The following is a 22,796-nucleotide window of genomic DNA, read 5'->3' as shown; positions in this document are numbered from 1 at the left end:
GCTAAGCGCCAGGAGGCAAGTCATGTCTTGGACGGAAGAACGCGTCGAGGTTCTGAAGAAACTCTGGGCCGAGGGTCATTCAGCCAGTCAGATCGCCAAACAGCTCGGCGGCGTAACCCGCAATGCTGTGATCGGCAAGGTACACAGGCTTGGTCTGTCGGGCCGGGCAACACCATCGCGTCCGGTCAAGCGTCCGCCGCGTCTGGCCCGTCCGAAACCACGTCTGAGAACCGATGGCAACGTTTCGACCACCGGGACCTCGTCGGAAGAGACCCGCATCCGACGGTCCGATCAGGATGCCATCGTCTCCGCCCTGCAGCCGGCACCCGTAGCCGATGGTGAAGCCGCGACGATCCTCACGCTGCGCGACTCCATGTGCAAATGGCCGATCGGCGATCCGGCCGATCCGAAATTTGCCTTCTGCGGACGCAAGTCCGATTGCGGCCCGTACTGCTCTGAACATGCCAAGGTCGCGTTCCAGCCGCAGCGCAAGCGTGAGCGTAAGCGCAACGATGATGAAGCCTATGCCCGCCGTATCGCCGGCTAGGCCAAGAAGTTAGACACTTGTGACAGTGAGAGAGCCGGTCCCGTTGGGCCGGCTTTCTTCTTTTCTGGGCGTGTAACTGATCAGGCGGCCTCGGTCTCGACCGTTTCGGCGGCGGGCTCAGGTGGGCTGTCCACGTCAAACCGGTCAGCTTCGCGCGACATCCATTCGGCGACCTTCTGCTCATCGACCCCCATCTTGCGCAGCACGTCGGTCGCCATCTCGATCCCCGTTGGCTGGCCCATCGAGAGCCAGGCACGCATGCCGAGCGCGGAAAAGCGCTGGCGGTCGGCTTCATTATCGACAGCAACAAAGCGGGGTGTTTCAGGAAACTCCCGCTGGGCCGCCGGGGTCAGGTCACGTGAGGTCTCATAGCGCGGTGCGCCGATGACGACAGCGCGTGGATTGGGGCCGGCCACGGCTTCGACGAGACGAAGGTTCGCCGCGTTCCCGAAAGAGACCTTGTAGCCGTCGGCAATGGCGGACACGAAGCGGTCCGGCTCGGCATCGAGGCAGACATGAGGGATGGAGAAGTCGGCCAGCGCATCGGCGGCCAGGCGTCCGGCGGGTGTCATGCCGAAGATGATGACGGGACGGTCTGGCGCAGTGGGCGTAATCTCGTTCACCGGCCGGGTCTGACCCTTGAAGACCGAGGCGACCTTCCTTGAAAGCCGCATGCCGGCCGCTGCCCAGAAAGGCGCGACCGCAAGCGACAGGGCGATTGCGGCAACAGCGATCGTCGCAATTTCGTCTGGCACTGCGCCGGTGGAGGCGGTGAGGATGGAGAGCACAACCAGCGTGAATTCAGAGCCCTGGGCGAGCAGGAAGGTCAGCTGTACGCTGCCGGGATTGCTCCACTTGTTGAGCCGGGCGGCTACAAACCCGAACACCGTCTTGATCAGGAGGATGGCCGCGGCAATGGCAATGACAAGCGGCCAGCGGGTAGCCAGCACGCCCAGGTCGACCGACAGGCCGACCGACATGAAGAAGAAGGAGAGCAGCAGGCCACGAAACGGGCCCGTTTCCATCTGGATCTGGTGGCGGAACGCCGTGCCCGAAACGGCAAGCCCCGCCAGGAATGCCCCCAGTGTGAGCGATAGCCCGATCTGGGCCGTGGCTGAGGCCGCACCGAGCACAAGCAGCAAGGTCACAGCGGTGAAGGCTTCGTGATTGCGCGTCTGGGCGAGGCCGCGAAAGATCGGCCCCATCAGGAAGTGCCCGGCGGCAAAGGCGATCACGAAAGCAACGATGGCGTAGCCAGCCGCGATAGCGAGATCGAGCGCCAGCGCCATGCCGGCCCCACCATTGGTGAGCGAGTTCGCGAAGATCAGCAGGAAGATGGCGACAATGTCCTGGAAGATCAGGACATGGGTCGATGACCGGCCGAGCGGACATGAACCAAGCCCGCGCTCAGCCATCACGCGGGATACGACGGCTGTCGAAGACAGGCCGAAGGACAGGCCGAGCGCGAGGGCGATTGGCCAGTCCAGCCCGAACATCATGAGGGCAATCGTGAAGGGAAAGCTCGTTAGTACCAGATGCGCCGGTGCCAGTCCGACCAGGTCGCGTCCGCTTTCCCGTAGCTCACGAAGGGAAACGTGCAAGCCGATGTCGAACAACAGGAAAACGACACCGAGTTCTGCCAGAAGATGAGTGGTCGGACTTTCATCGATAAGCCCGAAAGCGTGCGGACCAATCAGTATGCCCACAGCCAGATAACCCACGATGGGAGACAGTTTCAGCGCCTTGGAGACAAGCGCAGCTGCACCACCGGCCGCCAGAAGCGTCATCGCCGGTATCAGCGCATCAACAGGGGTACTTACAGCGTCCGCCATTCCAGCCTCCTCTTCTGGCATATGGAGGGGTTTCTAGGCAAAAGAAAGACCGCTGCCCCCTGAAGCAAGGGCAGCGGCCGTTTGACCTGTCCGGCAATTACAGGAGGGCAATGCCGGACGGGCCGAATGGAAATCCCGGCTTACATCGCGCGGCTGACGGAGACGACGAAGGACTCGTCGACGCCTTCAAGGTCGGTATCGATGTAACGGAAGTCGAGGTCAAAGCCCTCGACCGAGGTGGTCAGGCCGATCGACCAGTCGGAGTAATCGACGAAGCCTTCATCCTCGTCACCGGCCGAGTAGCCGATGCTCGCGTCGAGCCCGAATTGCTCGCCAAGCGGAATACCCGCGCTGGCCGAGTAATAGAAAGCGTCGCCCGTTTCGAGATAGAAGTCCGGCGAATACGCGACAGACGCACCGACTTCGACGAAATCGCCGAGCGTCGTGCTGCCACCGGCATAGACTTCAACGAAGTTCTGGGACGGATCGTCCGGAGCATCCGGATAATAGTAGTAGATCGCGCCGATATCGAGATCGAAGACGCCGACGGTGGGGGTCCAGCCGCCGTAGAAGTCAATCTCGGTCGACGTGCCGTCTCCGAAGTCCACGCCTGATGCCCAGGTGCCGACATAGAAGGAGTCGGACGCGTAATCGAAGCCGCCTTGCACCATCGGGGCGCCGTCTGTCTGCGTAATACCGCGGAAGACATAATCGCTCGTCAGGGTAACGTTGCCGCTCCATTCGCCTTCGGCGAGTGCAGGCGCCGCCGCGATACTCGCTGCAGCAGCCAGAACGGCAAGGCGTGTGAATGATTTGCTCATAAATTACCTCCTTTGCATCCTCATCACGGTGCAAGATTGGAGGCGAGCCCCGCTCAATATCCATTGTGGAGCGGCGGTAAGCGATAATTTTTGCGTTGCAGCACGGATTTCGGGCAATGTGCGCAAAATCAGCCTGCAAAAAGTGCTGGTGGCGCGCTTAGCGTGCGCTGAGCGGCGCATATCCCAGGTGCATCCCCGCATCCACGAGCAAAGTCTCTCCGGTGACGTGGCGTGAAGCATCAGTCAGAAAAAACACTGCAGAATCAGCGATGTCGTCTGGGCCGCTTGCGACGCCGAGCGGTGTGGCCTTCGCAACCCCGGCTTCCATGCGTTCATACTGGTCAGAATTCAGGCGGTCCTTGAACCAGCGCGTGCCGATGAAACCCGGGCAGACCGCGTTGATTCGAATCGCTGGCGCCAGGGCGCGGGCCAGGGACAGGGTCATGGTGTTGAGTGCACCCTTCGTCGCGGCGTAGGCGACAGATGAGCCAATGCCTGTCACACCAGCAATCGAGGAAACATTCAGGACAGCTGAAGCGCGTCCGCTCTCTTCATAGGCTTTCTCCAGCAGCGGCTTGCATGCCTGCATCAGAAGAAACGGTCCGGCGACATTGACGGCATAGGTATCGAGAAAGTCCTGCCGTGTGAGCGCGTCGAGGTCGGAATGGTCCTGCGCGTGGCGCGTGATGCCGGCATTGTTGACTAATATGTCGAGCCGGCCCCAGCCGGAGGCGGCGTCAGCGAGCTTGCGGCACCCCTCTTCGGTTGACACATCGGCGGCGACCAGCTGGGTCTGCGCGCCGAGTTTGTTGCACTCGGCAACGGCCTCTTCCGCCTCCGACAGGCTGCGCGTGCAGTTGATGATGAGATCGGCGCCGCGCTCTGCCAGCTTCAGTGCGATTGAGCGGCCAAGCCCCGTCGCCGAGCCCGTAACCAGAGCCTTGCGCCCTGCAAGATGCTTCTCTGCCATCTCTGTTTTCCTCCAGCTAGCATTACTTTTACTCTGCTTTGGCGGCCACAGCACGCGGCGTCAAACAGAACCTCACTTACTGCGGCCGGATAGACCACTGGATGGCATCGTTCTGAATGTCGGCTTCGGCCTCCATGAAGGCGCGGTGCGAGTGGATGGCTCCACGCCAGAGTTCGATCCAGCAGGTCAACAGTGTTTCGCGTTCGGCACCGGATAACCCGCGTGCGATCCGCAGGCCGGATTGTGTGAGGTGCACGCCGGCATCGGTTCGATCGAGATCGCAGCTATCGCCCATGCCGGAAAACATGGCCGAGAGGAAGTTCGCCGCTTCGGCTGGTCCGCCATCCACCGCGCCAACAGCCTCCGCCATGGCCCGGTATTGTTGTAGTCCGGTCAGCCGCGCAGCAAGGCATCCGAGCTCCAGCGTGCGCTCCCGGCCAAGTACGACGCTAAGTTCGTGCACGCCATTGCGGATATATTCCATCGCATAGTTGCGGTTTGCCTTGGCGAGACGTTCTTCGTTCCACTCTCCCGGCGGCGGGGCCGGCTGCGCGGATGGGTCGTAAGGCGGCGGGGTTTCGTCAGGCTGGAATTGCAGGCGCTCATCGTCCGAGAGATCATGATCGAACTCGCGGAAGTAACCGCAAAGGCCGTACTGGCCTGTCATGTCTTCCGAGACGCAGACAAAGCCAAGCCGCGGGTTGCCAAGGCTGACGCCGTTCTGTGCATACCAGCCCTTGAGGAAGCCCCGGCTCGCCTCGACGGGCACCCCGCAGATCGCCGGGCCGGCATACATCCATCGCGGATAGCGAAAGCGTACCCAGGCCTTGGTATCGCTTTCTTCCATATATTCGACGCCCACTCCGCCCAAATTGTTCGAGAGCACGTGATAGCGGGCACAAGCGACGGCATCGGGCAGGCCATCGAGGCCGAGCTTCTGAAAGCTGGAGAGAAACTTCTCCTCGTGCTGGGCCCGAAACAGCCGGAACATCCAGTCGCCGACCATGTCTGCGCCTTCGCGGGTTGCGACCATGAGTTCGAGGCCGAGGAGGTATTGGTGGTGCAGTTCGGCTTGGGCCTTGATGGCGGAGAGATTGCTTTTGGCGAGACTTGGCATCGGGATCAGGCCTTGTGATAGGGCAGGCCGGCTTCGATGCTGACGGCCCGGTAAAGCTGTTCGGCCAGCATGGCGCGAACCAGCCGGTGCGGCCAGGTCTGCTTACCGAAGGCCATCGTCTCCGGCACGGCGGCCTGGACGGCGCTACCATAGCCTTCCGCACCCCCGATAAGGAAGCAGAGATCCGGCACGCCGCGATCCCGCAGCTGGGCGATGTACCGGGAGAAGGCCGTGGAGCGATGCTCCCTGCCATGCTCATCGAGCCGGATGGCGTGGCCCCCCTGGGGAAGTTTCGCCATCAGGCGCTCGGCTTCAGCCTCCATGCCGCCGCCGCTTTCGACCTCGACAAGGTCGAGCGAGCGGAAGCCGAGCGCGCGGCCCGCCTTGCGGAAACGGTCGAGATAGTCATCGAAGAGGTCAAGCTCGGGGCCGGATTTCAGCCGGCCGACGGCGAGAATGGTGATGCGCACGGGACGTTTTCAGCCGCCGCTCAGGCGTGGCCGTGGGCGCTGTCGTCTGACCAGATCTTCTCGAGATTGTAGAAGGCGCGCACTTCCGGACGGAAGAGGTGGACAATGATGTCACCCATGTCGAGCAGGACCCAGTCTGCATTCGGCATGCCTTCCAGCCTTACAGACCGGCCGGTTGCATCCTTGACGGTCTGCGCAAGATGATCGGCAATCGAGGCGACGTGACGCGCCGAGCGGCCCGATGCGATAACCATGATGTCTGCGAGGGAAGATTTACCTTCGAGATCGATGACAATGATGTCTTCGGCCTTGTCATCCTCGAGCGCATTGGTGACGGTATCGGCAAGCGCGCGGATATCGTCAACGCTGGCAGTGGCGGCCTTCAGAGGCTGCGAACGGGTAGCAGGCAGGGCTTCAGTTCCTTTCATCTCGATTCCGGAAACCATATCACGCACGGCCTCTCGTCTCTAGCGTTTTTGGGCGCCTGAGCGCAGTTGTGTGGAAGAGGTCCAGTCGAAGGGCGCCTTCAGATAGACCCAGGATGGCGCCGGCATGTCTGGCAGGCGCGCCGCATCGCGCTCCCGCAGGCGGGTGGTGGCATAGCGGTGGGCGAAGGTGGAGCGAAGGGCGCGTGGCCCCGCATTCGGCCGCGACACCACGCAGATTGGCAGCGTTTCCGCTACCTGATGCCAGTTCTTCCAGTCGTCAAAATTCTGCAGGCTGTCAGCGCCCATGAGCCAGACAAAGCGGGCATGCGGGCAATGGCGTGTGAAGTGTGACAGCACATCGACTGTATAGCGAAGGCCTGCCCAGTGTTCGAAGTCGCTGACGAACATTTTCGGATGGTGGCCGATCAGCTCGCGTACCTGATGAACGCGGTCGTAGAATTTGGCGGGCGCCTGTTTCAACGGATTGCCGCGTGCGGGCAGCCAGTAGATCCAGTCAAGCTCCAGCCGCTTCAAGGCTGTTTCTGCCACATGGAGGTGGCCGGAATGGGCCGGATTGAAGCTGCCGCCGAAAAGGCCGATGCGCTGGTGCGTGCCGGGAGGTGGCAGCGTGCGGACAGGTGGCAGAAGGGCTGAACTCAAAAGAAGGTGGGCCTTGTCACGGACGGATCTGGCCGGTGCCGCGAACGACATATTTGAAGATGGTGAGCTGCTCGGCGCCAACAGGCCCCCGGGCATGGATCCGGCCCGTGGCGATCCCGATCTCTGCGCCCATGCCGAACTCGCCGCCATCAGCGAACTGGGTCGAGGCATTATGCAGTACGATCCCGGCATCGACCTGTGCGAGGAAGCGTTCGGCCGTTGAAGCATTTTCGGTTATGATAAGCTCGGTGTGACCCGTCCCGAAATGAGCGATATGGTCAAGCGCGGCATCGAGGTCATCAACGATGCGGATGGCCAGGATGGGCGCAAGGTATTCGGTGTGCCAGTCTTCCTCGGTCGCGGCCTTGATGTCCGGCAGGATCGCCCTTGCCGCCTCATCGCCGCGCAATTCGCAACCTGCTTCGCGAAGCGGGGCTGCGAGCGCCGGCAGGAGGCTTTCTGCGACCGAGCGGTTGATCAGCAGGGTTTCCAGCGCGCCGCAGATGCCGGTCCTGCGCATCTTCGCATTGAGCACGATACTGACGGCCTTGTCCGCCTCGGCATCGACGTCGACATAGGCGTGGCAGAGGCCTTCCAGATGCCCGATGACCGGCACACGCGCATCTTTCTGGACACGCGCCACAAGCCCCTTGCCGCCACGCGGCACAATCACGTCGATCTGCCCCTGCAGGCCCGACAGCATGTGACCGACAGCGTCGCGGTCCGTCGTGTTGACCAGCTGGATTGCATCCTGGGGAAGGCCCGCGCCCTTCAGGCCTGAGCGCAGCGTCGTCGCGATCGCCAGCGCCGATTGCAGGCTTTCGCTGCCGGCACGCAGGATCGCGGCATTGCCAGACCGCAGGCAGAGCGCCGCGGCATCCGCTGTCACATTGGGACGGGATTCATAGATGATGCCGATTACACCGAGTGGCGTGCGCACGCGCGCAATGTCGAGGCCTGAGGGGACTTGCCAGCGCGCAATCTCCTGACCGACCGGATCCGGCAGGGCGGCAATGTCGCGCACGGCCTTGGCAATCGCGTGAATACGCCCCGGATTCAGCGCCAGCCGGTCCAGCATCGCATCGTCGAGTCCTTTTTTGCGGGCGCGCTCCATGTCACGCTTGTTGGCGTCCAGAATCAGGCTTTCGGCGCTTTCGAGCGCATCGGCCATCGCCTTGAGGCCGCTGGTGCGCTGAGCCGGTGTCATCGCCGCCAGCCGGACTGAAGCCGCGCGGGCGTGACGGCCCATGTCTAGCATGGACTCTTCAAGTGTCATCTCATGGGATTTCGATATCTGGCTCATACGCAGTCTTCTGTAATAAAGTGCCGGTCGCCGCAACTATACCCAAGGGGCAGCTTTTCTCCAGCGACCCCTTCAGCCGCGCCAGAAGCGCGCGGTCAGCAGCGTGAAAACAGCGACGAATTCCAGGCGGCCGAGCAGCATTGCCGTCAGGCAGATCCATTTGCCAGCATCGCTCAGGGGCTGGAACGTGCCGGATGGGCCGATGACCGGACCAAGCCCCGGTCCGACATTCGAGACCGAGGTCGCCGCGCCGGAGATCGAGGTGAGCAGGTCCTCGCCCGTCATGGAGAGCAGGATGGCTGCGACAATGAAGGTCGCCATGTAGAGAAAGACAAAGACCATGACAGACTGAAGCGTATCGGACGGAACGGTGCGCCCGGCATAGCGGATGCGCACCACCCGGTTGGGACGTACGATCTGTGCGGCATAGGCGAGGACCGCCTTGAAGCTGATTTCCAGCCGGAACATCTTGATGCCGCACGCCGCCGAACCGGCGCAGCCGCCAAGGAAGGTGGCGATCAGGAAGACCACGACGGCGGGTTCGCCCCAGGTGTCATAGGGCGCCGACGCATAGCCCGTCCCCGTCATGATCGAGATGATGTTGAACAGTGCCTCCCGGAAGCCGTGGAAGATGTGGTTGAAGATCGGTGGATCCACGACGGCCTCGTGCCAGATCACGATCACCACGGCAAAGCCCACGGCGAGAGAGACATAGAGGCGTGGTTGCGGGTCGGTGAACATCGGGCGCCAGCGCCCGTGCAGGATCATCAGGGTCAGCAGGCTGAAGGGCAGGCCGGCGACGAACATGAAGAAAGTGGCTGCATAGGCGGCAGGCGTGTCTGCGAAATAGCCGAAAGAGGTGTCGTGGGTGGAGTAACCGCCGGCCGACATGGTCGTCATTGAGTGGGCGATGGCATCGAAAGGTGTCATCCCGCTGGCTGCATAGGTCAGCGCGCAGGCGGCCGAAATGATCACATACACAATGCCGGTCTGCGCCGTGATTTCGGTGATGCGCGGCAATACCTTGCCCGACATGTCCGAGCTTTCGATCTGGAAGAGCTGCATACCGCCCACCCGCAGCATGGGCAGGATGGCAATCGCGGTCACGATGATGCCAATTCCGCCGATCCATTGCAGGATGGCCCGCCAGAGAAGGATGCCTCTTGGTGTGGAGTCCAGGCCGGTCATCACGGTTGCGCCCGTTGTCGTCAGGCCGGAGACGGCCTCGAACAGGGCGTCGGTGAAGGACTGGCCATAGCTGATGAACGGGATGGTCGCGATCACCGGCAGGACGATCCAGATGAGGACGGTCAGCAGGAAGGCCTCACGCGTCGTCGTCGACGGCGGTGCGCCACCGGACAGAACAGCCAGGCCGGCGCCGATCAGAATGCTGATGGCCGAGGAGACCAGGAAGATCGGCCACTGGTCCGAGCCGTCTGCAATGTCGAGCAGGGCCGATGGCAGCATGGCTACGCCCAGCAGGGCGACCATGAGACCGATGGCAAATATGACGGCGCGAATTTGCATGTCGGCGAGCCCCTTAACACCGAAAGTCCTGAGAAGCCGTCAATTTCTTCATTTGTGCGAGACACGGAGGCAGGCGCAGATTCGTAACGCGAGAACTCGTTCCGGATGCAAAAAAATCTGTGCTTTTCTTTCTCTTCCTTAACGCTCTGTAAATAAAGAGTTTTCAATAAGTTAACGGCGCCGATTGCCAATAGGCATAGGGGCCGTTCCGGTTTTTTCTATGTTTGTTCACAAAATGATCCCTTGTGGACGAAGCGAATCGCAGCGGCTCCCCATTGGTTCCCAAGTCTGCCCATGCTATCCCAAAACTTGATGAGATTGTCCCAAGAAGTGGGGCAATGGGGCACAAGGGAAGCGGTTGGTGTTTGTTTCCACCTATGAAACGTCGCTCGATGCAAAGGGCCGGGTCTCCGTACCTGCGCCCTTCCGCGCGGCGCTTGCTGGCGGCAACCGCATTTTCCTTTGGCCTGCGATTGATGGATCCGGCTGTCTGGAAGGGGGCGGTGACGAACTGATGGCTCTCTACCGACAGACACTCGCCCGCATGGCGCCGAACGACCCCAATCGGCGTGCCTTCATGCATACGATCTTTACGCGTTCAGCGGATCTAAAGATGGACGATACCGGCCGCATCTCGATCCCGCAGCCCTTGCTGGATGCCGCGGGTATCGAGAAGAAACTCGTCTTTGCGGGTGCCTTTGACCGCTTCCATGTCTGGGAGCCGTCGCGCTTCGACGAGTTCGATGCGCAGATGTCCGAAACCGCACGCGACAACCAGGATGCGCTGGCTGAGCCCTTCCAGCAGGCCATGGCGGCTGGCGGCCTGCCCGGTCTGGGCAAGGTAGGAGGTGAGTGATGGGTCACAAGCCTGTCCTCCTCGATGAAGTCGTCTCGGCCATGGCGCCGAAGGATGGCGAGACGCTGGTTGACGGCACCTATGGCGGTGGCGGGTATGCCCGTGCGCTGCTCGCCGCTGCGAAGTGCCGCGTGATTGGCATAGATCGCGATCTCGACGCCATCGAACGGGCAACGGTCGCTGCCGAAAAGGAGCCGCGCCTGGTTCCGGTTCTCGGCCGCTTCGGAGAGATGCTTGCACTTGTCGAGGAGGCCGGTTTCAGCCAGGTCGATGCCATAACGCTCGATCTCGGCGTGTCTTCCTTTCAGCTCGACCAGGCTGAACGCGGATTTTCTTTCATGCGCGACGGGCCGCTCGACATGAGGATGGGCCGGTCAGGGCCGAGTGCGGCCGATGTCGTGAACCAGATGGAAGAGCGTGATCTCGCCACCATCTTCTTCCGGCTTGGCGAGGAAAAGCAGTCGCGCCGCATCGCGCGTGCCATCATCCAGCGCAGGCTTAAGGCTCCCTTCACCACAACGCTCGATCTTGCAGACCTGATCGAGGAAGTCCTTGGAGGCCGCCGCGGGTCCCGCACCCACCCGGCCACCCGGTCCTTCCAGGCAATCAGGATGTTCGTGAATGACGAACTTGGCGAGCTCGCACGGGCGCTTGAAGCATCCGAAAGGCTTCTGAATGAAGGTGGGCGGCTCGTCATCGTGACCTTCCATTCACTGGAGGACAGGATGGTGAAACTCTTCATGCGTGAGCGCGCGGGCCTGCAAGGGGGCGGCTCTCGTCATCTGCCGAAAAAGGATGACGTGGCGCGGCCAAGCTTCGACATGCCATCGAAGAAGGCTATTGAGCCATCCGAAGCCGAACTTGAGGAAAATCCGCGGTCACGCTCGTCAAAGCTGCGCGTTGCGGTGCGCACAGATGCGCCTCCAATGAACAGGCCTGTTTCGACGGGTGTCGACCTTCCCTCTCTTGATCTGGTGGAGGCAAGCTCATGAGCCGGCGCGCCTTCCTGATTGGTCTGGCTGTCATCGGCCTTCTCATCTTTAGCCTTTACCGGGCAAAATATGGGGCTCGCGAGAGCGCCGAGGAGATTGCCGAAGTCGAGGTGCAGATCGCTGACGCGATCGAGGAACGCAAGGTTTTGCTGGGCGAGCTCAGTCATCTCTCCCGCCAGGAGTGGATCGAGGAGTTTGCCCGCAACGAGCTGGGCATGGTGCCCGCGCGCGCCGAACAGTTCATCCGTACGGACGATCTCGATCGCGTGATTGGACCGCCGACAATCTCCGAGGAAACCGGCGTTGCCGGCCGCGACAGGGAGGTGGCCAGCAATGAGTAACCTCTTTTCCGGCCCCGCTGACGGCAGCTCCCTGCGCACCAAGCTCGTTTCCCTCGCCATGTGTCTCGGCTTTGGCGTCATCGCGACGAAGGCGGGCATGGTCGCGGTGAACGGCCCAAAAGGTGAAGCAGGCGTTGCGCGCGCCTTCGCAGAGCCCGTTCAGCGCGCCGATATTGTCGACCGCAATGGCGAGCTTCTGGCCACCTCGATCGCGGTCTACTCGCTCTTTGCCGATCCGCGCGCCATCTGGGATCCCGCCGATGTGGCGACAAGTCTCGCGAGCGTGTTTCCTGATCTCGATGTCGACGAGCTGACAGCCGATCTCGGCAATCGCGACCGGGCCTTCATCTGGGTGCGCCGGGGCCTCACCCCGCGACAGCGCCAGGCTGTTTACGACCTGGGCCTGGAGGGGCTTGGCTTCCGTGAAGAAAGCCGCCGCGCCTATCCGCGCGGGACACTGGCCGGCCACGTACTGGGCTATGCCGGGACGGACGGGCAGGGGCTTGCGGGCGTGGAATATGCTCGCGATGCCGAGCTTGCCGACGGCGGCGCTCCGCTCAAGCTAACCATCGATTCCAATGTCCAGTTCGCGCTTGAGGCTGAATTGTCTGCCGCTGCCGGGGAGTATGATGTCGAAGGCGGCGCCGGGATCGTGCTGAATGCCCGCAACGGTGAGGTGATGGCGCTGGCGAGCTGGCCGCCCATCGACCCGAACCGCGCGCATGAGCTCTCCTTGGATGATCCGGCCCGCCTGAACCGCGCCTCTGGTGCCGTGTTCGAACTGGGGTCTGTCTTCAAGCCGATTACAGTTGCCGCTGGGCTCGATACCGGCGCGATCCATCCGAGCGATACCTTTGATGTCCGGGAGCCGGTCGTCATTTCAGGCCGGACGATTCACGACACACACCCGATTGGTCGGCACGCGACGCCGATGGAGATTGTCTCGGAAAGTTCGAATATCGGCACCGTGAAGATCGCCGTCATGCTAGGTGCGCGCCGCCAGCAGGAGATCCTCGCCAATCTCGGGCTGTTTGAGCGCTCGCCGATCGAGCTTGCGGGAAGTGCCTCACCGATCCTGCCGGCGCAGTTTGACGACATCCATGCCGCAACGATCGCCTATGGCCACGGCATTGCCGTCTCGCCAATCGCTTTTGCGAGCGCTTTCTCCATCTTCGCGAATGGCGGTGAGCTGGTCGATCCGACCATCATTGCCGACGGCAAGCGCCGCCGGTCGCGCCGGGTAATTTCGGCGCCGACCGCGGCCTTGGTAACGGCCATGCTGCGTGACGCTGTGCTGAACGGAACGGGCGAGCATGCCGCCGTCGCCGGCTACCGTGTCGCGGGCAAGACTGGTACGGCCGAGAAGCCTGTCCCGGGCGGCTATTCCGACGATGCCAACATGGCTTCCTTTGCTGCGATCTTTCCGGCTGACAGCCCTGATTATGTCGTATTGATCGTGCTCGATGACCCAAAAGATGGAGCGGCCCGCGGACGCACGGCTGCCTGGAATGCAGCGCCGACAGTCGGCCGGGTGATCGAACGTATCGCGCCAATGCTGGGTGTCGAGCCGAAATTCGAACAGGTGGATCCGGTCGAAGGTCCAATGGTTCGCTCCGTCTCCGAGAGAAGGAGTTCGCTATGAATCTTGCCGCCCTGTTCCCTGGCCATGAGGCCGATGCCACAGTCGAAGTCACCGGCCTGACCGCCGATAGCCGGAAGGTGAAACCGGGCTTCGTCTTCGCTGCATTGCAAGGCGTTGCTGCTGACGGGCGGGCTTTTATCCCGCAAGCCATCGAGAATGGCGCAGTCGCGATCATCGGGAAGGACCTGCCGGACACAGGGAGTGCGGCCGGCATCGAAGTTGATGAACCGCGCCTCGCCCTCGCTGTCGCCTCGGCCGCCTTTTATGCACGCCAGCCGGAAACCGTGGTCGCGGTAACGGGCACCAACGGCAAGAGTTCGACCGTCGATTTCCTGCGCCAGATCTGGACTGCTGCCGGATTGTCTTCGGCCTCGATGGGGACACTCGGCGCAATCGGTCCGTCCGGCCATATCGATCTCGGCCATACGACGCCAGATCCAGTCGCCATCCACGAAACCCTTGCCACGCTCGCCGGGCAGGGCGTGACCCACTGTGCGATGGAGGCCTCCTCGCACGGCCTCGCGCAATACCGCCTCGATGCGGTAAAGTTGGCCGCCTGCGCCTTCACCAATCTGACGCAGGACCATCTCGACTACCATGCCGACATGGACGAGTACCGCGCCGCCAAGATGCGGCTCTTCTCCGATCTCATGCCGTCAGGCGCACCGGCGGTTGTCAATGCTGACAGCAATGAGCGCGACGCCTTTGAGAGCACTGCCAGGGCCAAGGGGCTTCAGCCGGTATCGGTTGGCTGGCGCGGCGATGATCTCAAGATCGAGGAGCTGATGCCGCGCGCCACGGGCCAGAAGTTGTTCCTGAAGTGGCGCGGTGAGGCCTTTGAGGTCGAGTTGCCCCTGATCGGCGAATTCCAGGCGTTGAACGCGCTCACGGCCGCGGGCCTCGCGCTGTCCCTCGGCGCTCCGCTGGCTGATGTCTGCAAGGGCATGGAGCAACTTGAACCGGTAAAGGGGCGCCTGGAATTCGTCGGCGAAACCAGGGACGGCGCAGGCGTTTTTGTGGATTACGCTCACACGCCGGACGGTCTCGACGTGCTGATCCGCGCAGCGCGCCCGCATACAGCCGGCAAGCTGGTCGTCATCTTCGGATGCGGTGGGGACCGTGATCGCAAGAAGCGCCCGCTCATGGGGGAGATCGCAGCGAAACATGCCGACGTGGTGATCGTGACCGATGACAATCCCCGCTCCGAGGATGCTGCCACGATCCGCAAGGCCATCCTCGAAGCCGTACCGAACGGCATCGAAATCGCCGATCGCGGCGAAGCGATCCGGAAAGCAGTGGCTGATCTGAAAAAGGGCGACACGCTTCTCATCGCCGGGAAAGGCCACGAGACTGGGCAGATCGTCGGATCGACCGTCATTCCCTTCTCTGATCAGGAGGCGGCAAAAGAGGCGCTGGAGGGCATCAACGCATGACGCGGCCGCTCTGGACATCCGACGAGATCCGGGAGGCGACCGGCGGCAAGGTGACCGCACCCTTCGAGGTGACCGGTGTGTCCATCGACACGCGCACGATGGAGCCGGGCGATCTCTTCGTGGCGCTGAAAGACCAGCGCGACGGGCATGATTTCGTTGCCAATGCCTTCGAAGCAGGCGCCGGCGCAGCGCTCGTCAGCCGCGAGATAGAAGGCGTCGAGGGACCGCTCATTATTGTCGACGATGTCATGGATGCCATCGAGGCGATGGGCGTGTTTGCCCGCGACCGCGCGACGGGCTGCCATCGTGTTGCTGTCACCGGCTCAGTCGGCAAGACCAGCGTCAAGGAAATGATCGCCCGCATGTTCCGTGCGGGCGGCCATGCGCACTGGTCGGTCAAGAGTTTCAACAATCACTGGGGCGTGCCGCTGACCCTTGCGCGTATGCCAGCCGAGACTGAATACGCCGTCTTCGAGATCGGCATGTCGACGCCGGGTGAGATTGCCCCCCGCTCGCAGATGGTCCAGCCGCACACCGCGCTCGTCACGAAGATCGCACCCGCCCATCTCGAAGGCATGGGCAGTATCGAAGGCGTTGCGCGCGAAAAGGCAGATATCTTCGCCGGTCTACAACCTGGCGGCGCAATCATCCTTCCGCATGAAGATGCGTTCTGCGCGCTGATGAAAGAGATCGCGCTTCGCCACCAGCCGGGCGCGGAAGTCTACACATTCGGGCGCAGCGAGGATGCCTCCGCGCGCGTCGAACTCTACAGGACGGACGGTGATCGCAGCGTCATTGGTGTGAAGGCGCTCGCGACGTTCTGGGAGGCGCGCATCAATACGGTCGGCGAGCATTGGGCGGAGAATGTTGCGGCCGCCATCCTCGCCGCCTGCGTTGGATCTGGCATCAGTTTTCACATCGCTGAAGAAGCCCTCTGGGGGTACGCCCCGCCCCCCGGCAGGGGTACTTCGGAGGAGCTCCCGCTTCCCCGCGGCGGAAGCATGATTCTTGTTGATGACGCCTACAACGCCAATCCTGAATCGATGCGGGCGGCTCTTTCCAGTTTTGCGGCGCGGCCCGGCAATCGCCATATCGTCGCGCTTGGTGAAATGCTGGAGGTTGGTTCAGCCTCCGAGACAGAGCACTGTTCACTCGCCGATCCGGTTCTGGAGTCTGGTGCAACGCTTGCGTTTCTCGCCGGAGAGGGGATGAAGCCGCTTGCGGATTCGCTCAAGGGGAGAATTGAGACTCACTGGGCCGTCAAGGCAAAAGAGCTGGAAACGGTTGTTAAAAACTCCTTAACGAACGGTGATCTCCTCTTGATCAAAGGGTCGAATGCATCCGGGATGGGACAGCTCGCAGACAGGTTGCGCCAATGGAGCAAGGCCGCTGATGAGCAAGTGATGGATCGCGGCCCAGAAGGGGCTGCAGGGGGTGCTGATGCTGTATGAGCTGCTGGCGGCTGATGACGGACTCTTCCGCCTGTTCAACTACACAACGTTCCGCACCGGAGGTGCGATCGTCACCGCATTCCTGTTTTCGGTGCTCACCGGCGATTGGGTGATCGACCAGCTGCGCGCCCGTCAGGGCAAGGGCCAGCCTATACGGGACCTGTCACTCGAAGCACAACTTGCAAAGCGCGGCACGCCGACCATGGGCGGCTTCCTCATCTGGATCGGCCTGCTCATCGCGACAGTCCTGTGGGGCGATCTTGGCAACCCGTATATCTGGACCGTTCTCTTTGTGACGGTTTCCTATGCCGTGCTCGGCTTTCTCGATGACTACGCCAAGGTCACCAAGCAGACGGATGCCGGCGTTTCAGCCAGGGTGCGGCTGCTGATCGAGTTCTTTGTCGCGGCGCTCGCTGGCGCTTTCATCATGGGGATTCATGGCGCGCACACGCCGCTTGGCCATGCCGAGTGGGGACCGCTCAACGATGTGGCGCAATACATCGCTTCGCTCGCCCCCGAGACCACAGTCGAGCCCAACGACCAGTCCTTTTCGGGCGGTATCGCTGTGCCGTTCGTCAACGAGTTCTTCGTTCCGCTTGGCGGCTTCTTCATCCTGTTTGCGATGATCGTCATTGTCGGAGCCGCGAATGCGGTGAATTTCACCGACGGTCTCGATGGTCTCGCCATCGTGCCCATGATGTTTGCCGGCGCGTCCTATGCGCTGATCGCCTATCTGACGGGCAACTTCATTTTCGCCGACTATCTCGGCATCCAGTTTACGCCGGGTGCCGGAGAGATGGGCGTGCTGCTGGGTGCCATGATCGGTGCGGGCATGGGCTTCCTCTGGTTCAACGCCTATCCGGCACGCGTCTTCATGGGCGATACCGGTTCGCTTGGCCTCGGCGGCCTGATCGGCGTTGTCGCCGTTGCGGTAAAGCACGAGTTCGCGCTGGCTATCATTGGCGGCCTGTTCGTTTTGGAAGCCCTGTCCGTGATGATGCAGGTGTCGTGGTTCAAGATCACCCGGAAACTCACTGGCGAAGGCAAGCGCATCTTCCTGATGGCGCCGCTGCATCACCACTTCCAGAAAAAGAACTGGCCGGAAACCCGGGTCGTCGTGCGCTTCTGGATTCTGTCTGTCCTCTTCGCCCTTGCGGGCCTTGCAACACTGAAGCTGAGGTGAGGCAGGCCGCATGATTCCGATTACCGAGTATGCAGGACGTGATGTGGCGGTCTTCGGACTGGGCCGCACCGGTCTGGCCGCCGCAAAGGCGCTCAGGGCCGGCAAGGCACGCGTGCATGCCTGGGATGATAATGAAGACACCCGCGCCAGGGCGGAAGCGGCCGGGATCCCGCTGTCTGATCTGAACAAGCGCGACTGGCAGAGCTTCGCCGCGCTGGTCCTCTCACCGGGGATTCCGTATCGCTTTCCTCAACCGCACAGGCTGGTCCGCCTCGCGCAAATGACCAATGTCCCGGTCGTCGGCGACATGGAGCTCTTTGCACGCGCCGTGCAGTCCCTGCCGGAGCGGGCGCGCCCGAAAATTGTCGGCATAACCGGCACGAATGGGAAGTCCACGACGACCGCACTTGTCGGCCATATCCTTAAAGAATGCGGCATGGACGCCCGCGTCGGCGGAAATATCGGGACGGGCGTGCTCGACATGGCGTCGCTGCATGCCAATGCTGTCTATGTTCTGGAGCTCTCTTCCTACCAGCTGGATCTGGTAAAGAGCCTGCACTGCGATGTCTCTGTGATGCTGAATATCTCGCCCGACCATCTCGATCGGCATGGCGGGATGAAAGGCTACATCGACGCAAAGCGCCGTATCTTCCTGAACCAGCAGCCTGGCGATACAGCTGTCATTGCCGTTGATGACACGATCACGCAGACGCTTGCCATGGACCTCGCCACGCGCGGAGGCGTGAGAGTGAGTCAGGTCTCGTCCGAATTCGCGCTGGGCCGCGGTATCAGTGCTGTCGATGGCAAGCTCTATGACAGCCTGGCCGGTAATGCCGTGCGTGTCGGTGACCTTACCGATGCGCCAACGCTGCCGGGCCGCCACAATTTCCAGAACGCGGCAGCTGCCTATGCCGCCTGCCGGGCGCTTGGTTTGGAGCCCGGACGCATCTTCGCCGCGATCCAGACCTTCCCGGGACTTGCCCATCGTATGGAACAGCTCGGCGAGATCGACGGCGTGCGTTTCGTGAACGATTCCAAGGCGACCAATGCGCAGGCTGCCGAGCAGGCGCTGAAAGCCTATTCCAAGGTCTACTGGATTGCCGGCGGCGTGCCGAAGGCCGAAGGCATCGGCCCGCTCAGCCCGCACTTTAACCGGATTGCCAAGGCCTATCTCATTGGTGATGCCGCTGAAGCCTTCTCGCGAACCCTGGAAGGCAAGGCGCCTTACGAACTGTCTGGCACGCTCGAGCAAGCCGTCTCCGATGCCTATGAAGACGCAAGGACTTCCGGAGAGGACAACCCGATCGTGCTCCTCTCGCCCGCCTGCGCCAGCTTTGACCAGTACAAGGACTTCGAGGCGCGTGGAGAAGCCTTCCGCCATATCGTACAGGACCTTGGGGGCAATGCGCTTGTCAGTGTGAGAGAGTCGGCATGAGCGTGCAGTTCGGTGACCCGCTGATCCTGCCGCGATCCGACGAGTCCCCGATCACGGAATGGCGCCGCAGTCTCGACTGGCAGATTCTGATCGCCGCGCTGACACTGCTTGGTCTTGGTCTCATGCTATCGCTGGCCGCCGGTCCACCCGCTGCCGAGCGGCTCGGGCTCGACGATGCCTTCTACTTTGTGAAGCGCCATGTTGTCTTCGTCGTGATCTCGGCGTGCGGCCTTGTCGGGTTCAGCATGCTCGACCAGACATGGGCGCGGCGCATCTCTGCCTTTGTCTTCTGCGGGTCCTTCGTCCTGCTCGCGGCCATCCTGATTATTGGTCATGAGGCAAAGGGAGCGCAGCGCTGGATCGAGTTTGGCGGCTATACGCTGCAGCCTTCCGAGTTCGCCAAGCCCGCGCTGATTGTGCTTTCCGGCTGGCTTCTGGCACAGCGCCAGCTCTTTCCCGGTGGGCCGTGGGCTGTCGTGGCGCTGGTTTTTTATGTCGTGACGCTCGGCTTGCTCCTGTTGCAACCGGACGTGGGCCAGTCAGCTTTGCTGACGGCGGCCTTCATCGTCACCTTTTTCGTTTCCGGACTGCCATGGAAATGGGCGGCGATGTTCTTTGGCGGCGGGGTCAGCCTTTCGGTCGTGCTCTATGCGTTGCTGCCGCATGTTCGCCACCGGGTGAACAGTTTCATCAACCCGTCCGACTATGACACCTACCAGATCGACAAGGCGTCTGAAGCCATTGCTCGTGGCGGACTTCTTGGCGCGGGGCCGGGGGAGGGGACGGTGAAGTCCTACCTTCCGGATGCGCATACCGATTTTATCTATGCCGTTCTCGGAGAGGAGTTTGGCTATGTGGCTGCGATTGCGCTGATTGGGCTGTATGTCTTCATCTGCTGGCGCGGCCTTCGGGCTGCTTCTCGCGTGCGTGACCCCTATCCGCGGGCTGCAGCTGCCGGACTATTTGCACTTTTCGGCCTTCAGGCCGCCATCAATATCGCGGTGAATGTGAGCCTCATCCCGCCGAAGGGCATGACACTGCCCTTCGTTTCCTATGGAGGTTCATCAATGCTGGGAATCGCGTTGACTCTGGGCCTCGCACTGGCGCTAATCCGGCGTCAGAGTGCAGCGGCCTGGAGAGAACATGGCTGAGATCGGAACCGGTAAACCTCTTGTGATCATCGGCGCTGGCGGAACCGGTGGGCATATGTTCCCGGCTGCCGCTTTTGCAGACGAGATGCGCGCACGCGGCTGGGCGGTTGGTCTTATGAGCGATGCGCGCGGCCTTCGCTATGCGGAGAATTTTCCCGCTGATTGGAAAGAGGAAGTGCGCGCCGCCAGCCCGCAGCTGAAGAAGCCGTGGACGCTGCCGGCTGCTGCGTTGAAGATCTGGGGCGGCATCAGTTCTGCGTCGAAGTATATGAAACGGGTCAAACCGGCGCTTGTCGCAGGTTTTGGCGGCTATCCGGCCTTTCCGGCATTGATGGCAGCCCGGCGTGCGAAAGTGCCGATCCTGATCCATGAACAGAATGCTGTCCTTGGCCGGGTGAACCGGCGCTTTGCCAGCAAGGCATCTGTCGTAGCCTCAGGCTTCGAACGACTGGACAAGCTACCCGGTGGAGCAGCGCATCATCCGGTCGGAAACCCGGTCCGTGCAGCCATCGCTGCCAAGCGAGATGTGCCGTATCCGCAGACGGATGGCGAGCTGACGATCTTCATCACCGGTGGCAGCCAGGGTGCGAAGATCCTCGGCGACATCATTCCGCTCGCCATTGCCAATCACACCCCGCCGACACTGCGCGCGAGACTGAAAGTTGTCCAGCAGGTGCGCGAGGAACAGATGGAGGCGGTGAAGGCTGTCTATGACAATGTCGAGCTGCACCACGAGTTGAAGCCCTTCTTCTCCGACATGCCGGATCGCCTCGCTGCCGCTCATCTTATCATTGCCCGCTCTGGTGCCGGTACGGTCAGCGAGATCGCGGCGGTGGGGCGGCCTTCCATCCTCATCCCACTCAAGATCGCCATGGATGACCACCAGTCAGCCAATGCCGAGGCGCTTGTCGAGGCGGGCGCAGCCGACATGGTGGTAGAGGAAAACCTCTTTCCCAACCTGCTTGGCGAACTGATCAAGGTGCGAATGGAAGACGGCGCGGACCTGAAGAAGCGCGCCGACCTGGCGAAAGCCAAGGGCAGCATCACCGCCGCCAGCGACCTGGCGGATCTGGCTGAGCAGGCAGCGAAGACCTAGGCTGTTGCGGCAAGGCCGATTGCCCGGAAAATGCCTTGTGGCTGCCATGCTAAGCATCCTGATCCTTGCCTAGTCAGGCCAGCACACGTTATCGCGGAGCTGCACTCATGCCCTTTGAAGACACGGCGCAAATGACACTCAAACCTTCCCCCTTCGATATCGGCCCCGCTCACCTTGTCGGGATTGGCGGCATAGGCATGTCCGGCATCGCCGAGATCATGATCAATCTCGGCTACAAGGTGCAGGGCTCGGACGTAAAGGAGAGCGCCAATGTCGAGCGCCTTCGCGAGAAGGGCGCGACCGTCCATATCGGCCACGCGCCGGAGAATGTGGACGGGGCCGGGGCCGTCATCATTTCCTCCGCCATCAAGGGTGACAATGTCGAGGTCCAGGCCGCCCGCGCCCAGGGTATCCCGGTCGTCCGCCGCGCCGATATGCTGGCCGAGATCATCCGCATGAAATGGACGGTCGCCTGTGCGGGCACGCACGGCAAGACGACGACCACCACCATGGTCGCGGCACTGCTTGACGGGGCCGGGATCGACCCGACCGTCATCAATGGCGGAATAATCAACGCCTATGGGTCCAATGCGAAGGCGGGCACGGGCGACTGGATCGTGCTGGAAGCCGATGAGAGTGACGGCACCTTCACCAAGTTGCGCCCGACGATCGCTATCGTCACCAATATGGATCCGGAGCACATGGAGCATTACGGCTCGATGGAGGCGCTGCGGAAGGCGTTCGACACCTATGTCGGCAACATCCCATTCTACGGCTTTGGTGTCCTCTGCACCGACCATCCGGAAGTCGCGGCGATGGTCTCGCGCGTTTCCGACCGGCGCATCATCACCTACGGCTTCAACCGTCAGGCGGACATCCGCGCCGTCAACATGAACTCGGACCCCGATGGGGTGACTTTCGATGTCATCGTGCGTGACCGGCTTGGGCCGGGCGAGACGACGCTGGAAAGCGTTCGCTTGCCGATGGCTGGCGAACACAATGTCGCGAATGCGCTGGCCTCGATCACGGTCGCGCTGGAACTCGGCGCCAGCGTTGAGCAGATCAAGCACAGCTTCGAGACCTTTGGCGGGGTCAAGCGACGCTTTACGCCTGCCGGTGAGTGGAACGGCATCCGGGTTATCGATGATTACGGCCACCACCCGGTAGAGATTGCGGCTGTCCTCAAAGCTGCCCGCGCCATGCAGGGGCAGAACCGCGTCATCGCGGTTGCACAGCCGCACCGCTATTCGCGCCTGCACGACCTGTTCAACGACTTCTCCACCTGCTTCCGGGAGGCCGACACGGCCTTGATCGCGCCGGTCTATGCCGCGGGCGAAGATCCGATCGAGGGGGCGACGAGTGAGGAGCTTGTCTCCAGCATCCGCGCCCATGGACACAAGGATGTCCGCGCGCTGGATTCGCTCGATCAGCTGCCTGAGGTTATTAGCAGCATAGCGAAGCCGGGCGACCTGGTCGTCTGTCTCGGCGCTGGCGATATCACTACGCACGCCAACGCGCTGGCAGGAAAGCTAGGGGCCTGA

The 22,796-nt window shown here is 62.0% G+C and carries 21 protein-coding genes; 12 read left to right on the top strand and 9 right to left on the bottom strand.

Features of this window, described 5'->3' with window-relative positions; all coding sequences use genetic code 11:
- The first annotated feature begins 22 nt into the window (after positions 1 to 22).
- Positions 23 to 547 (top strand): GcrA family cell cycle regulator, encoded by a 525-nt coding sequence (locus tag Q1K29_RS00260; RefSeq protein WP_300389946.1) that lies wholly within the window; start codon positions 23 to 25, stop codon positions 545 to 547.
- A gap of 80 nt (positions 548 to 627) precedes the next feature.
- Here Q1K29_RS00260 and Q1K29_RS00255 read toward each other — a convergent pair whose 3' ends face one another.
- From Q1K29_RS00255 to Q1K29_RS00215, 9 genes are all read right to left on the bottom strand, one after another.
- Positions 628 to 2,379, bottom strand: a complete 1,752-nt coding sequence (locus tag Q1K29_RS00255; protein ID WP_300389944.1) for a cation:proton antiporter — start codon at positions 2,377 to 2,379, stop codon at positions 628 to 630.
- 140 nt (positions 2,380 to 2,519) lie between these two features.
- The gene (locus Q1K29_RS00250) at positions 2,520 to 3,200 is read right to left on the bottom strand and encodes a TorF family putative porin (RefSeq protein ID WP_300389942.1); all 681 of its coding nucleotides are present in this window, start codon (positions 3,198 to 3,200) and stop codon (positions 2,520 to 2,522) included.
- Positions 3,201 to 3,357: 157 nt separating this feature from the next.
- On the bottom strand, positions 3,358 to 4,170 hold the full coding sequence (locus Q1K29_RS00245; protein ID WP_300389939.1) for an SDR family oxidoreductase: 813 nt from the start codon (positions 4,168 to 4,170) through the stop codon (positions 3,358 to 3,360).
- 76 nt (positions 4,171 to 4,246) lie between these two features.
- Entirely contained in the window at positions 4,247 to 5,287 is a 1,041-nt protein-coding gene (locus tag Q1K29_RS00240) for a hypothetical protein (protein ID WP_300389937.1), read from the bottom strand.
- Between the two features lie 5 nt (positions 5,288 to 5,292).
- Positions 5,293 to 5,757 (bottom strand): 23S rRNA (pseudouridine(1915)-N(3))-methyltransferase RlmH, encoded by a 465-nt coding sequence (gene rlmH, locus Q1K29_RS00235; protein WP_300389934.1) that lies wholly within the window; start codon positions 5,755 to 5,757, stop codon positions 5,293 to 5,295.
- Positions 5,758 to 5,777: 20 nt separating this feature from the next.
- On the bottom strand, positions 5,778 to 6,203 hold the full coding sequence (gene rsfS / locus Q1K29_RS00230) for a ribosome silencing factor (protein WP_300391919.1): 426 nt from the start codon (positions 6,201 to 6,203) through the stop codon (positions 5,778 to 5,780).
- Positions 6,204 to 6,224: 21 nt separating this feature from the next.
- Complete coding sequence (nadD, locus tag Q1K29_RS00225) at positions 6,225 to 6,845, bottom strand: nicotinate (nicotinamide) nucleotide adenylyltransferase (RefSeq protein ID WP_300389931.1); 621 nt, start codon at positions 6,843 to 6,845, stop codon at positions 6,225 to 6,227.
- Positions 6,846 to 6,861: 16 nt separating this feature from the next.
- Positions 6,862 to 8,148, bottom strand: a complete 1,287-nt coding sequence (locus Q1K29_RS00220) for a glutamate-5-semialdehyde dehydrogenase (RefSeq protein ID WP_300389928.1) — start codon at positions 8,146 to 8,148, stop codon at positions 6,862 to 6,864.
- Between the two features lie 72 nt (positions 8,149 to 8,220).
- Complete coding sequence (locus tag Q1K29_RS00215; protein ID WP_300389925.1) at positions 8,221 to 9,675, bottom strand: TrkH family potassium uptake protein; 1,455 nt, start codon at positions 9,673 to 9,675, stop codon at positions 8,221 to 8,223.
- A 361-nt stretch (positions 9,676 to 10,036) separates the two neighbouring features.
- Between Q1K29_RS00215 and Q1K29_RS00210 the strand changes: the two genes are divergently transcribed.
- The 11 genes from Q1K29_RS00210 to murC all read left to right on the top strand — a co-directional run bounded on the left by Q1K29_RS00210 (position 10,037) and on the right by murC (position 22,796).
- Positions 10,037 to 10,531, top strand: coding sequence for a hypothetical protein (locus Q1K29_RS00210; RefSeq protein ID WP_300389922.1), 495 nt, complete (start codon positions 10,037 to 10,039; stop codon positions 10,529 to 10,531).
- The gene (gene rsmH, locus Q1K29_RS00205; protein WP_300389919.1) at positions 10,531 to 11,523 is read left to right on the top strand and encodes a 16S rRNA (cytosine(1402)-N(4))-methyltransferase RsmH; all 993 of its coding nucleotides are present in this window, start codon (positions 10,531 to 10,533) and stop codon (positions 11,521 to 11,523) included. The genes Q1K29_RS00210 and rsmH overlap by 1 nt, the downstream gene beginning before the upstream one ends.
- On the top strand, positions 11,520 to 11,864 hold the full coding sequence (locus Q1K29_RS00200; protein ID WP_300389916.1) for a septum formation initiator family protein: 345 nt from the start codon (positions 11,520 to 11,522) through the stop codon (positions 11,862 to 11,864). Before rsmH ends, Q1K29_RS00200 begins: the two co-directional genes overlap by 4 nt.
- Positions 11,857 to 13,506, top strand: coding sequence for a penicillin-binding protein 2 (locus Q1K29_RS00195; protein ID WP_300389913.1), 1,650 nt, complete (start codon positions 11,857 to 11,859; stop codon positions 13,504 to 13,506). The genes Q1K29_RS00200 and Q1K29_RS00195 overlap by 8 nt, the downstream gene beginning before the upstream one ends.
- The gene (locus tag Q1K29_RS00190) at positions 13,503 to 14,939 is read left to right on the top strand and encodes a UDP-N-acetylmuramoyl-L-alanyl-D-glutamate--2,6-diaminopimelate ligase (RefSeq protein WP_300389910.1); all 1,437 of its coding nucleotides are present in this window, start codon (positions 13,503 to 13,505) and stop codon (positions 14,937 to 14,939) included. Before Q1K29_RS00195 ends, Q1K29_RS00190 begins: the two co-directional genes overlap by 4 nt.
- Positions 14,936 to 16,390: a UDP-N-acetylmuramoyl-tripeptide--D-alanyl-D-alanine ligase gene (gene murF / locus Q1K29_RS00185; protein WP_300389907.1), complete on the top strand. Its 1,455-nt coding sequence runs from the start codon at positions 14,936 to 14,938 to the stop codon at positions 16,388 to 16,390. The genes Q1K29_RS00190 and murF overlap by 4 nt, the downstream gene beginning before the upstream one ends.
- Positions 16,380 to 17,573 carry a phospho-N-acetylmuramoyl-pentapeptide-transferase gene (gene mraY, locus Q1K29_RS00180; RefSeq protein WP_300389904.1) on the top strand — a complete coding sequence of 398 codons (1,194 nt, stop codon included), beginning with the start codon at positions 16,380 to 16,382 and terminating at the stop codon, positions 17,571 to 17,573. The genes murF and mraY overlap by 11 nt, the downstream gene beginning before the upstream one ends.
- A 10-nt stretch (positions 17,574 to 17,583) precedes the next feature.
- Positions 17,584 to 19,008 carry a UDP-N-acetylmuramoyl-L-alanine--D-glutamate ligase gene (gene murD, locus Q1K29_RS00175; protein ID WP_300389901.1) on the top strand — a complete coding sequence of 475 codons (1,425 nt, stop codon included), beginning with the start codon at positions 17,584 to 17,586 and terminating at the stop codon, positions 19,006 to 19,008.
- A complete protein-coding gene (gene ftsW, locus Q1K29_RS00170; protein WP_300389898.1) occupies positions 19,005 to 20,159 on the top strand; it encodes a putative lipid II flippase FtsW in 1,155 nt (384 codons plus the stop codon). Before murD ends, ftsW begins: the two co-directional genes overlap by 4 nt.
- Positions 20,152 to 21,255 carry a UDP-N-acetylglucosamine--N-acetylmuramyl-(pentapeptide) pyrophosphoryl-undecaprenol N-acetylglucosamine transferase gene (locus tag Q1K29_RS00165; protein ID WP_300389897.1) on the top strand — a complete coding sequence of 368 codons (1,104 nt, stop codon included), beginning with the start codon at positions 20,152 to 20,154 and terminating at the stop codon, positions 21,253 to 21,255. Before ftsW ends, Q1K29_RS00165 begins: the two co-directional genes overlap by 8 nt.
- A gap of 131 nt (positions 21,256 to 21,386) precedes the next feature.
- The gene (gene murC, locus Q1K29_RS00160) at positions 21,387 to 22,796 is read left to right on the top strand and encodes a UDP-N-acetylmuramate--L-alanine ligase (RefSeq protein WP_300389894.1); all 1,410 of its coding nucleotides are present in this window, start codon (positions 21,387 to 21,389) and stop codon (positions 22,794 to 22,796) included.

This window comes from Henriciella sp. (assembly GCF_029937755.1).
GTDB lineage: Bacteria > Pseudomonadota > Alphaproteobacteria > Caulobacterales > Hyphomonadaceae > Henriciella.
The sequence above is the reverse complement of the archived record's forward strand: the minus strand, read 5'-3'. Positions and strand labels throughout refer to the sequence as shown.

Bases quoted from the DNA above. Each gene is read 5' to 3' on its own strand.
- Q1K29_RS00260 (WP_300389946.1), top strand. From the start codon at position 23: ATGTCTTGGACGGAAGAACGCGTCGAGGTTCTGAAGAAACTCTGGGCC.
- Q1K29_RS00255 (WP_300389944.1), bottom strand. From the start codon at position 2,379: ATGGCGGACGCTGTAAGTACCCCTGTTGATGCGCTGATACCGGCGATG.
- Q1K29_RS00250 (WP_300389942.1), bottom strand. From the start codon at position 3,200: ATGAGCAAATCATTCACACGCCTTGCCGTTCTGGCTGCTGCAGCGAGT.
- Q1K29_RS00245 (WP_300389939.1), bottom strand. From the start codon at position 4,170: ATGGCAGAGAAGCATCTTGCAGGGCGCAAGGCTCTGGTTACGGGCTCG.
- Q1K29_RS00240 (WP_300389937.1), bottom strand. From the start codon at position 5,287: ATGCCAAGTCTCGCCAAAAGCAATCTCTCCGCCATCAAGGCCCAAGCC.
- rsfS (WP_300391919.1), bottom strand. From the start codon at position 6,203: ATGGTTTCCGGAATCGAGATGAAAGGAACTGAAGCCCTGCCTGCTACC.
- Q1K29_RS00220 (WP_300389928.1), bottom strand. From the start codon at position 8,148: ATGAGCCAGATATCGAAATCCCATGAGATGACACTTGAAGAGTCCATG.
- Q1K29_RS00215 (WP_300389925.1), bottom strand. From the start codon at position 9,675: ATGCAAATTCGCGCCGTCATATTTGCCATCGGTCTCATGGTCGCCCTG.
- rsmH (WP_300389919.1), top strand. From the start codon at position 10,531: ATGGGTCACAAGCCTGTCCTCCTCGATGAAGTCGTCTCGGCCATGGCG.
- Q1K29_RS00200 (WP_300389916.1), top strand. From the start codon at position 11,520: ATGAGCCGGCGCGCCTTCCTGATTGGTCTGGCTGTCATCGGCCTTCTC.
- Q1K29_RS00195 (WP_300389913.1), top strand. From the start codon at position 11,857: ATGAGTAACCTCTTTTCCGGCCCCGCTGACGGCAGCTCCCTGCGCACC.
- Q1K29_RS00190 (WP_300389910.1), top strand. From the start codon at position 13,503: ATGAATCTTGCCGCCCTGTTCCCTGGCCATGAGGCCGATGCCACAGTC.
- murF (WP_300389907.1), top strand. From the start codon at position 14,936: ATGACGCGGCCGCTCTGGACATCCGACGAGATCCGGGAGGCGACCGGC.
- mraY (WP_300389904.1), top strand. From the start codon at position 16,380: ATGCTGTATGAGCTGCTGGCGGCTGATGACGGACTCTTCCGCCTGTTC.
- murD (WP_300389901.1), top strand. From the start codon at position 17,584: ATGATTCCGATTACCGAGTATGCAGGACGTGATGTGGCGGTCTTCGGA.
- ftsW (WP_300389898.1), top strand. From the start codon at position 19,005: ATGAGCGTGCAGTTCGGTGACCCGCTGATCCTGCCGCGATCCGACGAG.
- Q1K29_RS00165 (WP_300389897.1), top strand. From the start codon at position 20,152: ATGGCTGAGATCGGAACCGGTAAACCTCTTGTGATCATCGGCGCTGGC.
- murC (WP_300389894.1), top strand. From the start codon at position 21,387: ATGACACTCAAACCTTCCCCCTTCGATATCGGCCCCGCTCACCTTGTC.